The sequence below is a fragment of the Pseudomonas sp. Ag1 genome, from assembly GCF_000278565.1.
GTDB lineage: Bacteria > Pseudomonadota > Gammaproteobacteria > Pseudomonadales > Pseudomonadaceae > Aquipseudomonas.
Genome location: NZ_AKVH01000078.1, coordinates 41,831 through 56,621 on the forward strand (window position 1 = coordinate 41,831; position 14,791 = coordinate 56,621).

The 14,791-nt window shown below is 62.4% G+C and carries 12 protein-coding genes and 1 pseudogene; 7 read left to right on the forward strand and 6 right to left on the reverse strand.

Features of this window, described 5'->3' with window-relative positions; all coding sequences use genetic code 11:
* Nucleotides 1–8: 8 nt before the first annotated feature.
* The 4 genes and pseudogenes from A462_RS25400 to A462_RS25385 all read left to right on the forward strand — a co-directional run bounded on the left by A462_RS25400 (nucleotide 9) and on the right by A462_RS25385 (nucleotide 3,982).
* Nucleotides 9–350: an acyl-CoA dehydrogenase gene (locus A462_RS25400; RefSeq protein ID WP_008432452.1), complete on the forward strand. Its 342-nt coding sequence runs from the start codon at nucleotides 9–11 to the stop codon at nucleotides 348–350.
* Nucleotides 350–1,765, forward strand: coding sequence for an LLM class flavin-dependent oxidoreductase (locus A462_RS25395; protein WP_003211735.1), 1,416 nt, complete (start codon nucleotides 350–352; stop codon nucleotides 1,763–1,765). The genes A462_RS25400 and A462_RS25395 overlap by 1 nt, the downstream gene beginning before the upstream one ends.
* 124 nt (nucleotides 1,766–1,889) lie before the next feature.
* Nucleotides 1,890–2,471 (forward strand): annotated as a pseudogene (locus A462_RS25390) (AMP-binding protein); the annotation flags it as partial.
* Nucleotides 2,472–2,563: 92 nt separating this feature from the next.
* Nucleotides 2,564–3,982 carry an FAD/NAD(P)-binding protein gene (locus A462_RS25385; RefSeq protein WP_003211731.1) on the forward strand — a complete coding sequence of 473 codons (1,419 nt, stop codon included), beginning with the start codon at nucleotides 2,564–2,566 and terminating at the stop codon, nucleotides 3,980–3,982.
* A 103-nt stretch (nucleotides 3,983–4,085) separates the two neighbouring features.
* On the opposite strand, the gene A462_RS25380 is transcribed toward A462_RS25385, so the two are convergent.
* The 4 genes from A462_RS25380 to A462_RS25365 are packed head-to-tail and all read right to left on the reverse strand — an operon-like array spanning nucleotide 4,086 to nucleotide 8,718.
* Nucleotides 4,086–5,351, reverse strand: coding sequence for an efflux RND transporter periplasmic adaptor subunit (locus A462_RS25380; RefSeq protein ID WP_008432457.1), 1,266 nt, complete (start codon nucleotides 5,349–5,351; stop codon nucleotides 4,086–4,088).
* Entirely contained in the window at nucleotides 5,341–6,822 is a 1,482-nt protein-coding gene (locus tag A462_RS25375; RefSeq protein ID WP_008432459.1) for a TolC family protein, read from the reverse strand. Before A462_RS25375 ends, A462_RS25380 begins: the two co-directional genes overlap by 11 nt.
* Entirely contained in the window at nucleotides 6,815–8,014 is a 1,200-nt protein-coding gene (locus A462_RS25370; protein WP_008432461.1) for an ABC transporter permease, read from the reverse strand. The genes A462_RS25375 and A462_RS25370 overlap by 8 nt, the downstream gene beginning before the upstream one ends.
* Entirely contained in the window at nucleotides 8,011–8,718 is a 708-nt protein-coding gene (locus A462_RS25365; RefSeq protein ID WP_023658970.1) for an ABC transporter ATP-binding protein, read from the reverse strand. Before A462_RS25365 ends, A462_RS25370 begins: the two co-directional genes overlap by 4 nt.
* 363 nt (nucleotides 8,719–9,081) lie before the next feature.
* Between A462_RS25365 and A462_RS25360 the strand changes: the two genes are divergently transcribed.
* Nucleotides 9,082–9,834, forward strand: coding sequence for a TetR/AcrR family transcriptional regulator (locus A462_RS25360; protein ID WP_003211721.1), 753 nt, complete (start codon nucleotides 9,082–9,084; stop codon nucleotides 9,832–9,834).
* Nucleotides 9,835–10,231: 397 nt separating this feature from the next.
* Nucleotides 10,232–10,831, forward strand: a complete 600-nt coding sequence (locus A462_RS25355; protein ID WP_008432463.1) for a LysR family transcriptional regulator substrate-binding protein — start codon at nucleotides 10,232–10,234, stop codon at nucleotides 10,829–10,831.
* Here A462_RS25355 and A462_RS25350 read toward each other — a convergent pair whose 3' ends face one another.
* Together A462_RS25350 and A462_RS25345 are read right to left on the reverse strand one after the other, a co-directional pair.
* A complete protein-coding gene (locus A462_RS25350) occupies nucleotides 10,832–11,893 on the reverse strand; it encodes an FUSC family protein (protein WP_003211716.1) in 1,062 nt (353 codons plus the stop codon).
* A gap of 154 nt (nucleotides 11,894–12,047) precedes the next feature.
* Nucleotides 12,048–13,673, reverse strand: a complete 1,626-nt coding sequence (locus A462_RS25345; protein ID WP_008432465.1) for an NADP-dependent glyceraldehyde-3-phosphate dehydrogenase — start codon at nucleotides 13,671–13,673, stop codon at nucleotides 12,048–12,050.
* A gap of 159 nt (nucleotides 13,674–13,832) precedes the next feature.
* Between A462_RS25345 and A462_RS25340 the strand changes: the two genes are divergently transcribed.
* Nucleotides 13,833–14,693 carry a Dyp-type peroxidase gene (locus tag A462_RS25340; protein ID WP_008432467.1) on the forward strand — a complete coding sequence of 287 codons (861 nt, stop codon included), beginning with the start codon at nucleotides 13,833–13,835 and terminating at the stop codon, nucleotides 14,691–14,693.
* Nucleotides 14,694–14,791 lie beyond the last annotated feature (98 nt).

Below are 14,791 nucleotides of genomic sequence, written 5' to 3' on the forward strand. Positions count from 1 at the left end.
CTGCATCCATGACCGCACTGAATCAGGCGCGCCAACTGCTGGAAAGCACCCGGCGCTTTGTCGAGAAAAGTGATGACCCCTACGTGATCAGCCGCTTTGGCGATTTGCAGATTCGCGTGGAGGTAGCGGCTGCTTTGTTTGAGCGTGCCGAAACCCACCCATGCCCGGTGGCCCTCACAGAAGCCCAGATAGCGGCTGCCGAGGCCCTCATCGCTGTCAGCAACGCCGAATTCGAACTCACCGGCCAGCGTACTGCGCTGCCGCCGACCCTTGATGATCCCCTGCGCTGGAAATACCAGATTGTCGGCAACTACCACCTCAACGGTGTCGCCCCCCGGAGTAACGTTTAATGCCTCGTGAAATCCGTTTGAATGCCTTCGACATGAACTGTGTCGGCCACCAGTCGCCGGGCCTGTGGGCCCACCCGCGTGACCGCTCATGGCAGTACAAGGACCTGGAATACTGGACCGACCTGGCAAAAATTCTCGAGCGCGGCAAGTTCGACGGCCTGTTCATCGCCGACGTGCTGGGCATCTACGACGTCTATAACGGCAACGGTGACGCAGCGATTCGCCAGGCGACCCAGGTGCCGGTCAACGACCCGCTGTCGCTGATCGCACCCATGGCGCTGGTCACCGAACACCTGGGTTTTGGCCTCACCGCTTCACTGTCCTTCGAACACCCGTACCCGTTCGCCCGGCGCCTTTCCACCCTCGACCACCTGACCAAGGGCCGCGTCGGCTGGAACATCGTCACCTCGTACCTGGAAAGCGGCGCGAAGAACCTCGGCCAGAAAGCCCAGACCGAACACGATGCGCGCTACGACTACGCCGAGGAATACCTGGAGGTTTGCTACAAGCTCTGGGAAGGCAGCTGGGAAGAGGGCGCGGTGTTACGCGACCGCGAACGGCGGATCTTCAGCGACCCGAGCAAGATCCACGAGATCCGCCACGTCGGCAAACACTTCCAGGTGCCCGGCATTCACCTGTGCGAACCGTCGCCACAACGCACGCCGGTGCTGTACCAGGCCGGGGCGTCGAGCCGTGGCAAACAGTTCGCCGCCGAACAGGCCGAATGCGTGTTCGTTGCCGCACCATCGAAAGTGCTGCTGAAGAAAACCGTTGCCGATATCCGCCGCCGTGCGGCTGAGGCAGGCCGTGATCCGAAGAAAATCCTGATCTTCAACTTGCAGACGGTGATCGTTGGCGAGACCGATGCCAAGGCCAAGGCCAAGTTCGACGAATACAAATCCTATGTCAGCTACGAAGGCGCGATGGCCCTGATCTCCGGCTGGACCGGCATCGACTTCAGCCAGTTCAAGCCCGATGAACCCCTCAAGCATGTGCATACCAACGCCATTCAATCGGCGGTGGAAGCCTTCTCCACTGCCGACCCGAACAAGGTCTGGACCCCGAATGAACTGGCAGACTGGGTCGGCATCGGCGGCTTCGGCCCGCTGTTCGTCGGCGGCCCGGAAACCGTGGCCGATCTGTTGCAGGAATGGGTTGAAGAGACCGATGTGGACGGCTTCAACCTGGCCTATGCACTGACCCACGAGACCTTTATCGACGCGGTCGAGTTGCTGGTGCCGGAGTTGCAGAAGCGCGGCGTGTACAAGACCGAATATGCCCAGGGCACCCTGCGGGAGAAATTGTTTGGGGACGGCGCGCGGTTGGCGGACAACCATCCGGGGGCCAGCTATCGTGATTTGTCGGGTGTACATAAAACAAATGTGGGAGCGGGCTTGCTCGCGAATGCGGACTGACATTCAGCATTGATGTTGCCTGACGCACCGTTTTCGCGAGCGAGTCGAGCCGTCCCACCGCCGCCCACATAAATCCGGCCAGCGGACCACCGCATGCTTGTTTCACCAATAGGAGCATCACCCTATGAGCGTGCATGAACTTGAACTTGCGCTGGATGTGGAATGGCCCGCCGAACGGGTTACGGTGTTGCCCGAGGCGTTGGCGCAGTTGCGCCATTGGGCACAAGTGACCCCGTTGCACAGCGCCCTGCGCCACAAGCGTGACGGCCAGTGGTATGCCTGGCGCTGGATCGATGCGTTGCGGGATGTCGAGCGCCTGGCTGATGGCTTGCGTCAGCAGGGCTTTACCGAGCAGTCGCGGCTGGCCCTCAGCGGTGCCTTCGAACCCGGCCTATTGCTGCTGGCCCTGGCCGCCCAGGTGATCGGTGGCCAGATCCTGACCCTGGCGGATGACCTCGAGCCCGCTGCCCTGCAGCAACAAGTGTGGCGCATCCGGCCTACCCACGCGTATGTCCCTGGGCTCCAGACGTTGGCGATGGTGCGACGGATCGACCCTGTGGACACCTCACAACGGCTCTGTCGCTGGTGGCAGCCTTCGGGCAAGACCGAATTGTGGAGCGGGGAAAGCACCCATTGGCAAGGCGGCCTGGCGACGGTGCTGGAGCAATGGCTGATTAGCGGCCAGAGCCTGGGCTTCCCGCAGTCGGGCTGAACTAGGCGTCCCGGGTGGATGTGCTGGATACTGCACGGGGCGATTTTTACCACAACCATTCAGGCAGACAGTAAGGGCGCAATTTCATGAGTGAAACCGAACGCGGACAGGCGACGAGCGCCATTCGCAACGCCGATGTGCTGATTGTCGGCGGCGGCCTGAGCGGGACGATGCTGGCGGTGCAGTTGCTGCGCCTGCCGGGCACGCGGCAGATCCTGGTGATCGAGCCGCGCCAGGAACTGGGGCGCGGCGAGGCCTACAGTGCGGTAGAGCTTGGGCACACCTTGAACGGCAACGCCGCGCGCATGAGCGTCGACCCGGACAACGCCGATGACCTGACCCAGTGGCTGACCGCCTACATCGCCGGCGGCGGCTGGCCCGAGTCGGACCAGCAGCACGTGCCCATCAGCGAACTGTTTCCGCCCCGCGGGATTTTTGGCCTGTACGCGCAGCAGCGGCTGGCCGAGGCCAAGGCGATTTCCGCGTCGACCGTCGAGCACATTCGCGCCGAGGTGACAGACCTTGAGGTGGATGAACACGCCACGCGGCTGACCTTGAGCGACGGCCAGCAACTGCGCGGTGCCTGTGCGGTATTGGCCACCGGCATGTTCCCGGCGGCACGCACGCCACAGACCGAATCCAGCGGCTTGAATGCCGCTGCCGTCGACCCGTGGGATGTACCGGCCATGACCCAACTGGACCCGCAATCCACCGTGCTGATCATCGGTTCCGGGCTGACCATGGTGGACGCCGTGGTGTCCCTGGAACAGGCCGGCCATCGCGGGCCCATCGAGATTTTTTCGCGCCACGGCCTGTTGCCCCATGTCCGTCGGCAGCCGCCGGCCTGGGTCGACTTCCTGGGAGAAGACCACAGCCTGCGCAGCCCCCGGCAATTGCTGCGGGAGGTGCGGCGCCAATGCCGGCTCGCGCTGGAGCAGGGGATTGACTGGCAAGCGCCGCTGGACACCGTGCGTGCCAACATCGGGCGGTTGTGGAGCCAGGCCAGCGAGGGCGAGAAACGTCAGTTCGTGCGGCATGTGCGGCCCTGGTGGGAAAGCCACCACCACCGTTCGCCGCCGTTGAGTGCCGAGTTGGTGGCGCGGTTGCATGGGGAAGGGCGGCTGCGGATCCGGGCGGCTTCGTACAAGGGGCTGGTGCCTTCGCAAGGTGAGGTGACGATCCGCCTGCGTCATCGTGGAGAGCAGGATGTGGTGCAGGTGTCGGGGGCAGCGCTGATCAACTCCAGCGGGATTGAATATGACTGGCGGCGCGTGGCCCGGCCGTTGCCCAGGCAGTTGCTCAAGCGCGGGCTGATTCAGCCCGGGCCGTTGGCGTTGGGGATTGCGGCGGATGTGTCGGGGGCGGTGCTGGATGCCCACGGGAATGTCAGCCGGCGGCTGTTTGCCATGGGCCCGCCGTTGCGCGGGATGTGGTGGGAAAGTACCGCAGTGACGGATGTCGCGATTCAGGCCAAGGCGCTGGCCGCGAGGTTGGCACACCTCTGAATCTAATGTGGGAGCTGGCTTGCCTGCGATAGCGGTGGGTCAGCTGCATCTTTATCAACTGAGAGATTGCTATCTCGGGCAAGCCAGCTCCTACAGGTCGGGTTCATGGACCGACCTTCACAAACCCGGGCTTCAACCCAAACACTTCAACCCCCTGGGCCGTCGACTGCCCGGTGGTCACCGTCACCCGCTCCACCGGTTTATCCATCGCTGCCCGATATTCCACCGTCATCACCCCATCCCCGCGACTGATCGCCTGGGCCGGTACGACAATCGCCTGGTCATTGTTGTAGGTCACAATGGTCAACCGCGCACTCATCCCCAACCTTACCCGTTGCAACTGTTGTGGGGTCAGCTTGGGAATCGACAGGGTCACCGGAAACTGCGCGCTGCCCTGGCTGTCGCTGGCAATCGCCAAGCCACTGACCACGCTGACCGATCCCGTCAGCCGTTCCCCATCAAACCCGTCGCCCATCACCTCCACCGCCTGCCCTTGGTGCAACTGGTTGATGTCCAGCTCCGACACCTTGGCGACGATTTTCAGTTTCTCGATATTCGCCAGTCCAAACAGCACCTGGCCCTGGCTGACCTTGCTCCCGGCCTGCACCGGCGCGTTATTGCCCCCGCCGCCCTGGGTCGATGAATTACTGCCCGGCGCCGGCACCACAATGCCGGAGAACGGTGCCTTGACCTCCTTGCCATCGAGCAGGGTGCGCAGGGCTTCATATTTCACCGTGGCGTTGGTCAGCTCCATATCGGCGATCTGCCGGTATTCGCCCTTGCCTTGTTCAACGGTCTGTTGCAGCTCAGCGCGGGCGGCCGTCAGGTCGAGTTGTTGCTGGGTGGCCTGTTGTTTCAGGTCGTCGAGTTCGTTGCGCGGGATGATGCCGCGCTTGAACAGGTTTTCGCTTTCGGTGAGTTTGCGCTGGGTGTTGCTGGCGGTCATTTCGGCAGTGCGCAGGGTGCGGCGGGCGCGCCCGACTTGCTGGCCGCTGTCCCAGTCCTGCATTTCCTGCACCGTGCGCCGGGCCTTGAGCTGGGCGGAGAGGGCGTCGCGCAGTTGCACTTCGAGGGTGGCCGGGTCCATGCGCAGCAGCACCTGCCCGGCCTCGACCCGCTGGCCCTGTTCCACCAGGTTGGCCTGCACATTACCGTCGAACGGCGCGGTGAGGGTGATGGTGGTGTCAGGCTCGATCTTGCCCACCAGGCCGATCTGATGCACCAGCGGGTCGACCTTCACCGCCAGCCACTGGTCGGCGTTGCCGGGCTGGTTGGCGGCCGGGCTTTGACGGCTGAGCAGCGAAATGCCGACGCCAGCCACCAGCACAATCAACACGGCGCCCAACAGGCGCTTCTTATTAGTAGTCATTGAGGGCGATTTCCCAACTTTCCAGCGTCATGCCCAAGGTCAAGTCGAGCTGAGTCTGGGCGTTCAAATAGGCAATCAGCGCATTGAGCCGCGAGTTCTCGGCGTTGCGCAGGTCGGTTTCGAAACTCAATACCTGGAAGTTCGTGGAGCGCCCGGCGCTGAGTTTTTCCCGTTCGATTTCGATCTTGCGCTTGGACAACTCTACCGCCCGCTGGGAAATTTCATACTGGCGCCAGCGAGTGCCCAGGTCGCGCACCACATCGTTGACGTCGCGCTCCAGTTGCTGGCGGGCGTCGGCGATGATGATCTCCTGGTTTTCCACATCGACCCGCGCGTGCACCTCGGCCTGGCGAGTGCTGATGTCGCCGATGGGAATCTGCACCTGCACGCCCGCGTAGCTGTCCCAGCGCCGGTTGCTGTTGTAGCCGTTATCGTCATTGGTGGCGGCCCGAATCTGGTTGGCACCGGCCACCAGGTCCACTTGCCAGCGGCCGGAGTCCTTGGCGATCACCAGGTTGAGGTCGGCCTGCTGGCTGCCGAGCAGGGTGGCGAGGTATTCCGGCTGCTGGTTCTGCGCCAGCACGAAAGCCTGGCGTTTATCGATGTCCATGGGCCTGGCTTCAAGGGCCTCGGTGGCGCGGATCGGTGTCGACAGGTCGAGGGCCAGCAGGCGCAGCAGGGCCAGGCGGCTGGTGTCCAGTTGGTTCTGGGCTTCTTCCACCCCCAGTTGCTGGGTGGCGATATCGGCTTCGGTCTGCACAATCTCGAACTCGGCCATACGCCCGGCGCTGATCAGCGCCTTGTTCACTTCAAGCAAGGTGCCGGAGCGCTTGAGGGCGTCCTGCACGATGCTCAGTTGTTCCTGGGCCCGCAGCAACTCGCGGTAGGTGGCGATGATGTTGCTGATGGTTTGCGCCACGTTGGCCTTGAGGTTCAGGCGGTTGGCCTGTTCCGACAGGCGTGACAGGCGCAGCGGGGCGGTGGTGGCGTCCCAGCCGGCACCGCGCATCAGCGGTTGGATCAGTGACAGGTCGAGGCCGTCGCTGCGGTAGCGCCCGGCGCGATCGGCGTTGTTCAGTTGCTGGGTCCAGTTCATGCTCAGGCGCGTGCCGTACTCACCGAGCAAGGTGGCATTAGGCGCGAGGTTAGCGTTGCGGGAGCTGTCTTCAGTGCCTTTAGTCGTGCGGTAGTAGCTGTTCAGGGTCAGCTTGGGGTTGAACGTGTCTTCAGCTACCCGCAGGTCGAATTTCTGCGCCACCCGTTGCAGGTACGCGCTGCGAATCGCCGGGTTGTTGCGCAGGCCCAGGTACACCGCATCCCCCAGGGTCAGGGTGGTGGACTGGGCATTCAGCGACACGCTGCGTTCATAGCCACTGCGGGTGGTACTGGGTGCGGAGGGGCGAATCACCACGTCGGCGGCCACGCTGTGCAGGCTTACCAAGGCGGTCAACAACAGCAGGCGTTTATTCATCGCGCAGGGCCTCCACCGGCTGCAGCCGCGAGGCCGACACCGCCGGATAGATCCCGAAAAACAGCCCTACCAGCAACGTGCTGCCGACCCCGAGCGGCAGCGCGGCCATCGCCAGGGAAAACTGCCAGCCGGACAGCCTGGCATACAGGTACGCGGCGGTCATGCCCAGTACCGCGCCGCATACCGCACCCACGGCGGTCAGGGTCACGGCTTCCAGCAGGAACAGGTTGCGAATGTCGCGCTGGCGCGCCCCGAGGGCCATGCGAATCCCGATTTCCCGGCGCCGCTCCGAGACGTTCATCAGCATCACGTTCATCACGCCGACGCCGCCGCCCACCAGGGAGATCGCGCCCAGGGCCAGCAGCAGGTAGGCGAAGGTCCGGCTTTGGCGGGTCATGCCATCGATCATTTGCTGGGGCACCTGAATGTCGACATCGTGGTCGGTGAGCTGGGCTCGCAGTGCCACGGCTGAGTCATGGGCGAGGCGTTCCATATCCTGGCCGGGGGTGGCACGGATGATCACGTTGCCGATTTGCGGGCTGGCGTAGATCCGGCGCATGCCCGGGGCGGGGACGAACAGCGATTCGTTGGCCTGTACGGGAATCAGCATTGCCCGGGGCTGGCTGTGCAGAATGCCCACGATCAGGAACAGGTAATCGTTGATACGTACCCGGTCGCCCAGTTGCAGCGGGTCGCCGGGCACGCTCAAGGCCTGGACGACCTGGTCACCGACGACCGCATAGGTTTCCCCAGCATCGAAACTCGACAGGAAGCGCCCGTCGCGCACCGACAGGCGCATGGCATCCTTGAGGTCCGGCGTACTGCCGACGAGGCTTGCGTTCCAGGTACGGCCATGGAACACCACTGGCCCGCTGAACAGCGAGACCGCACCGATATGGGCAATGCCGGGAACGCTGCGGCGCACGGCTTCCAGGTCCAGGCTGGCGGGCATTTGCGCAGTGCTGGCACCCCTGGGCGGGAATTGCGCCACCAGGGTGTCGGTGCCCATGTCCTTGAAAATCATCGCCGCGTCTTCGGCGGCGTTGTGCCCGATATTGATCAGCGCCACCACCGAGGAACTGCCGATGACGATGCCCAGCAAGGCCAGGATCGAGCGCTTGCCCAGGGTGCGCAGGCTGACAAACGCCTCGTGCAGCAATTGGCTCAGGCTTTGTTCGACCCGCAGGCTCATAGGCGCCCGGCCTCTTGCACCACACCATTGCGCACCAGGATCTTGCGATTCAGGCGTTCGGCAATGTGCGGGTCGTGGGTGACGATGATCAGCGTCACCTGCTGCTCGCGATTGAGCGCCAGCAACAGGTCCATGATCTCCTGGGCGGTGGTGCTGTCGAGGTTGCCGGTGGGCTCGTCGGCGAGGATCACCGACGGATTGCCGACCAATGCCCGGGCGATGGCGACCCGTTGGCGCTGGCCGCCGGAAAGGTCGGCCGGGCGATGGTGGGCGCGCTCGGCCAGGCCCACCTGGTCGAGCATGCGCAGGGCCTGTTCCACCGAGTCGTGGCGTGACACGCCGCGGTAGCTCAGGGGCAGGGCGACGTTGTCCAGGGCACTGAGGCGTGGCAGCAGGTTGAAGCTCTGGAAGACGAAACCGATCTGCTGATTGCGGATCGCCGCCAGTTGATCGGGGCTGGCGCTGAAGATGTCATGGCCGGCAAAGCGGTACTGGCCGCAGTCGGGCAAATCCAGCAGGCCGAGAATATTGAGCAGGGTACTTTTGCCGGAGCCGGAGGCGCCGAGGATGCCGCAGCTGTCACCGGTTTCGATGGCCAGGCATACATCATTGAGAATCGACAGGTGTTGACCGGCCAGCTGATAGCTTTTGCCGATGCCTTGCAAGGAGATAAAGCCTGGGTGCGCGGGGGTATCTGTCATCATGACTACGCCTGCAGCCTCGACAGCGCCGTGCTTCCCCCGAAAATCCTTGTAACAAGTTCAGGAGCTGCCTGGTACACGTCACGGACTGGTTTTATTTCTTGTTTTTAAAATATTGTTTGAATACTAACCGCGATCCAGCCGTTCCGCCAGCCATGGATATAGAGCGGTTTTACCCTTTGAAACGATTCTTCAAAGGGACGTTTCCGGCGCTGCAAAAATCCATCAGCTACCCTCAATGAGCCCGTTGCTGTTGGCTTTGAATAGTATGGCGCTGTGTCACTACTTGCTTTCAGGCAGCGGCCCCGGTATAAAAAATCAAATTAATTTTTAAAACAATATTTCCGCAGTGGAACCCCAATCCCTATGGTCGCGAAGAAACTCAGCGCTCCAAACGTTACCAAGACCCGATTGCTGGATGCGACAGAGGCTCTTTTCATCAAATACGGCTATGACGCTGTTTTGTTGCGGCAGATAACCGAGAGGGCCCAGGTCAATCTCGCTGCGGTGAATTACCACTTCGGGGACAAGGACTCCCTGATGAAAACCCTGCTGATGCAGCGCCTGGAGCCGCTCAACGAGCAGCGCCTGGAGTTGCTCGCCCGGTGCGAAGCCGAATCCGACGGCCCGCTGGATTGCGACACCTTGCTCGGGGTGCTGTTCGCCCCGGCCATGGGCCTGGAACGCAGCGACCCGGCCAGCGGGGAAGGGCGTTCATTCATCCGGTTCCTGGGGCGGGTGTACAGCGACACGTCGCCGTTTATCCAGGAATACCTCAAGGTGCATTACCAGCCGGTGTTCCAGCGCTTCTTCGAAGCCTTCGCACTGGCGCTTCCGGACTTGCCGCGCAACGAGCTGGGGGTGCGCCTGCAATTTGCCCTCAAGGCGATCTCCGGGGTGATGGCCGGTACCGAGCTGCGTTTGCTGATGAACTCCATGAGCCTGGGACGCCCGGCCACGGATGCCGAGGTCATGGCCAAGCTGATTACCCTGGTGTCGGCGGCGATTCGTGTGCCGCAGCAAAGTCCTGAAGCCGAAACGGCCCTGGCGCGGGTGCTCGATACCCAGCGCGCGATACGTGAGCAAGCGGCGTCGCCTGTCAACAAGGTGGCTCGTTGACCCATCAAGACCGGCTCGCAATGAGCCGGTTTGCTTCGACTCCTCTCTCCAGAAACCGTGTGCCCACTCAAATCCCGGGCAAAAAAAACCCGCTGGGGCGGCGGGTTTTTAACTACAACGTTTGTAACGGATGAGGCTTTACCCTACGTCTCTGGATGTGAATAAAACGTGAAAAATATGTAAGAGAAAGTGTGAAGTCTATTGGCTTGTGTAATCCCGACAAATGGCAGTCAGCGTTTACTGTGAACCTGGCCGATAAAGTCTACAAGGTACTCACTCACCCGTTCCGGCGCATCCTCCATCAGAAAGTGCCCGGCGTTTTGCACCACCTGCAGCACGGCCCCACGGATGTCGTTGCGCAGGCGCCCACGACGCGGCGCTGGCGCATTTCAATCCGGTGCAGTTACAAGGCTCCATCCGCCTGGGCGCCACCGAACAGGTGCCGATGGCCGAGTTGTCGAACTTGCTCGGCCAGTTTTCCCGGCAACACCGCCAGCTGGATGTGCGAATTGTGGTGGAGCAGAGCCACGTGCTTCGCCAGGCCCTGGTGGACCGCGAGCTGGACCTGGCGCTGCATCAGGATTTTATTCCGCGTATCGAAGCGCGGGACCAATTGCTGTGGACCGAACAGGTGCACTGGTGCGCCCGGCCCGGCTGGCAGCCTGCGCCTGACGAATGCGTGCGGCTGATCACCTTCGGCCCCGGCTGTTTTTACCGGCAACTGGCCCAGGAACGCCTGAGCGCCTTGGGCATTCGCTGGCAGGTGGTGGTGGAATGTGGGTCGGTGGAGGGTGTGGTATCGGCCATCGCCGCCGGGTTGGGCATCGGCCTGCTCAGCAGTGACCATCTCGACAAGCGCGTGGAAGTGTATCGCCCCTTCGACCAGCGGATGCCGCTGCCCGAAGTGGCGAACGTGTTGCGCTTTGCCGAGGACAGCCCCGAGCCCCGGTTACAGGCGTTGCAGCAGCTGTTGATACAGGCGCTGCACCGGGGCTGATCAGATTTTCCAGTGGCTGGCGCTCTTGGCCAGGCGCTGGCGCATGGCGTCAATATTGGCTGCCAGTTGCAGGGTCAATAACCGGTAACCGTCCAACGCGTTGACCACCGGCACTTCAAAGGTCTGTTCGTGGGTCGGCGTGGTGCTCGGACGTTCCAGCCGGTCGGTGGCCCCGGATTGCAATGCCCGCGCCATCCCGATCAACTGCACCCGAATCTGCCGGTGCTCGGCTTTCAACGCCACCTGCATGCGCGCCAGGGCTTCCTTGTCCCGTGGGTCGGGGCGGGTGTTGCCGAGGATCTCCAGGGTGCTGATGCACATCCGCAAATGCCGCTGCAGGGTGTCCAGCTCGGTCATGGAAATCCGCACTTCCTTGGAGACCGATGGCATCAGCGAGCGTAGTTGCAGCATCGCGGCGTTCAGGCGATTCAGCAGCTTGAGGTGTTCATCATCGGTGACCGATTGGCCGCTGATGATCCGGCTATAAATCGCCGCGCAATCGCGCAAGGCACTGGCCAGGTTGTAGCGCCAGGAATACACCGCATACAGCGGCAGGGCGAAGGAAAACGCCAGGGCCAGGACGATCCCGATCAGGATGTCGACCGTGCGCCACAACCCGTCCGATATCGGATTATCGCCATGGCCCGCAACGATAAATACGGTGATGGCCGACAGCAACGCGATGTATCCGCCCTTGCCGATGGCGTGATAGGAAAAGAACCCGCACACCACCGACATCAGCAAATAGGTCAAAAGTGGCTGCCCCAGATACGCCTGTTGCAGCACCAGCAGCAAACCGACGCTGGCGCCGATCAACGTGCCGTAGGCGCGCTCGACGGCTTTCTTGCCGATATTGCCGTGGTGCTGCAAACCGCCGATCACGATCAGCATCGTCACCGAGGCCCATTCACCATGGGGCAGGTTGATGCCGGTGGTGAGCAGGATCGTTGCGAGCAACCCAATGGAAACCCGCACCGCGTGGATCAACTTGGCGTGACGGTAGCGCCGGTACGGGTCCAGCAAGGGACGCAGCAAGCGGCGGGCGAAGAGAGGGAGATTCATTGGTATCAGGGTAACCTCGTTGTTCAGGCTTCACTCAGTTCCAATGTGGGAGCGGGCTTGCTCGCGAAGGCGGCGTGTCAGTCAATACATCCGGTGACTGAACCACCGCTTTCGCGAGCAAGCCCGCTCCCACATTTTTAGATCGGTGTCGGGCTCAGAAAATATAGTCAGTGGTCAGAAAGCTCGACGTGCGTTCCTGCAGGATGTCACTGACCAGTTCCTTGTTGCTCGCCTGGAACTTGGTCGCCACCAGGGTACGGATCGAAAACACCCGCAACGCATCATGTACCGACAGCGTGCCCTCGGCCGAGTTCTTGCGCCCGTTGAACGGGAAACTGTCCGGCCCGCGCTGGCACTGGGCATTGATGTTGATCCGGCCCACCTGGTTGGCGAACGCGTCCACCAGGCGCCCGACTTCCCTCGGGCTGGTGCCGAAGATACTCAGTTGCTGGCCGAAGTCCGACTCCAGCACGTAGTCGATCACCGTCTCCAGGTCGCGGTAAGGCACGATCGGCACCACCGGGCCGAACTGCTCCTCGTGGTACACGCGCATCTGCGGGTTCACCGGGTACAGCACCGCCGGGTAGAAAAACGAGCCACGGCTGGCGCCGCCATTCTCGTTCACCACCTTGGCGCCGTGGGCCAATGCGTCGGTCACCAGGCCGCCGAGGTAATCCACCTTGCCCTGCTCGGGCAGTGGCGTCAGCGACACACCGTCTTCCCACGGCATGCCAGGCTTGAGGGTCGCCAGCTTGCGGTTGAATTTCTCGATAAAGCTGTCGACCACGTCCTCATGCACAAACAGGATCTTCAGTGCGGTGCAACGCTGGCCGTTGAACGAGAGCGAACCGGTGACAGCTTCGTTGACCGCATTGTCCAGGTCGACCTGCGGCAGCACGATCCCGGGATTCTTTGCATCCAGGCCCAACGCCGCGCGTAGCCGGTGCGGTTTCGGGTGCAGTTTCTTCAAATCGCTGGCGGCCTTGTTGGTGCCGATAAACGCAAAGATATCGATCTTGCCGCTGGCCATCAGCGCGCTGACGGTTTCGCGGCCGCTGCCGTAGATCACGTTGATCACGCCGGCCGGGAAGCTGTCGCGGAACGCCTCCAGCAACGGGCGAATCAGCAGCACGCCGAGCTTGGCCGGCTTGAACACCACGGTGTTGCCCATGATCAGCGCCGGGATCAGCGTGGTGAAGGTCTCGTTCAGCGGGTAGTTGTAGGGGCCCATGCACAGTGCCACGCCCAGCGGCACCCGGCGGATCTGCCCCAGGGTGTCCTGTTCCAGCTCGAAGCGGCTGGAGCGGCGGTCGAGTTCCTTGAGGGCGTTGATGGTGTCGGTGATGTAGTCGCAAGTGCGGTCGAACTCTTTCTGCGAGTCCTTGAGGTTCTTGCCAATCTCCCACATCAGCAGCTTGACCACTGCGTCACGCTGTTCGCGCATACGCCGCAAAAACGCTTCGACATGCTGGATGCGATCCACCACGCGCATGGTCGGCCACGCGCCCTGGCCACGGTCGTAGGCGGCCACGGCAGCGTCGAGGGCGGTCAAGGCGGTGTCGGCGTCCAGCAGCGGGGTGCTGCCGATGATCACCGGCGTGTCACCGTCGGCACCGCGCAACTGCACCGGGCTGCGCACTTCGGCCAAGGGGCCGTTCCACACATGCAACTGGCCGCCGACCAGGTAATCACGTTGTTCGATGGGCGCCGCGAGCCGGAATTGCTCGGGAATCTCGGCGGCAGTGGGAAACAGCTGGGCGAGCAGGTTGTCGGTGGTCATGTCGCTACCCCTGGAATGGTTGCAAAACGTGACTAGAGATTCACCCATCAACGCCCCGTGTGGCAAGGGCTAGACGCATTAACCCGCGAACCTTGGAAAACCTTGAGCACAACCGTGAGCTCGCCGGGTAAACTGCGCGGCTTTCTTGAAGGAGTTCACATGAGTCAGTACCAGCCGGGCATTCTTGCCGCACCGGTGCCGTTGCAGGCACGCCATCTGTTTTTTGCCATTGAGTCGCTGGATGCCGTGCCTGCCGCACTGGATGCGCTGGTGCAGTTGGTGGACGCCAGTGCGGTGGTCGGTTTTGGTGAGCCGCTGGTCAATGCCCTTGGCGCCCGGATTGACGGGTTGCGGGCGTTCCCTCATGTGAGCGGGCCGGGGGCGGAGAATCCGTCGACCCAGCAGGCGCTGTGGGTCTGGTTGCACGGTGTGGATCGCGGTGAGTTGCTGTTGCGCAGCCGGGCGTTCGAGAAGGCCCTGGCGCCGGGGTTTGGTCTGGTGCAGATGACCGAGGGGTTTCGCTACAAGACCGGGTTTGATCTGACCGACTATGAGGATGGCACTGAGAATCCGCATGATGATGCGGCGGTGGATGCGGCGGTGGCGCAGGGTGGTGCGAGCTTTGCGGCGATCCAGCAGTGGCAGCATGATCTGGATGGGTTTGCGGCGTTGCCGGCTCTGGAGCGGGACCACATTATTGGTCGGCGCCATGGTGATAACGAGGAGCTGGAGGACGCGCCGGAGTCGGCGCACACCAAGCGTACGGCTCAGGAGAGTTTTACCCCGGAGGCGTTTGTGGTGCGGCGGTCGATGCCATGGGCCGAGAATGGTCAGGCGGGGTTGATGTTCCTGGCGTTTGGGCATTCGTTTGATGCGTTTGAAGCGCAACTGCGGCGGATGAGTGGGCTTGAGGATGGGATTGTTGATGGGTTGTATCGCATTAGCAAGCCGTTGACTGGGGGGTATTACTGGTGTCCGCCGGTGCGTGATGGGCGGTTGGATTTTAGCTTGGTGCTCTGAGGTTTTTGTTCGGGGTACATATCCATTATTTAGGTAACGGCCGCCTATGGTTCCGCTCTTACAGCGGGTCACTTTTGGCAAACGCCCGGAATGCGGGC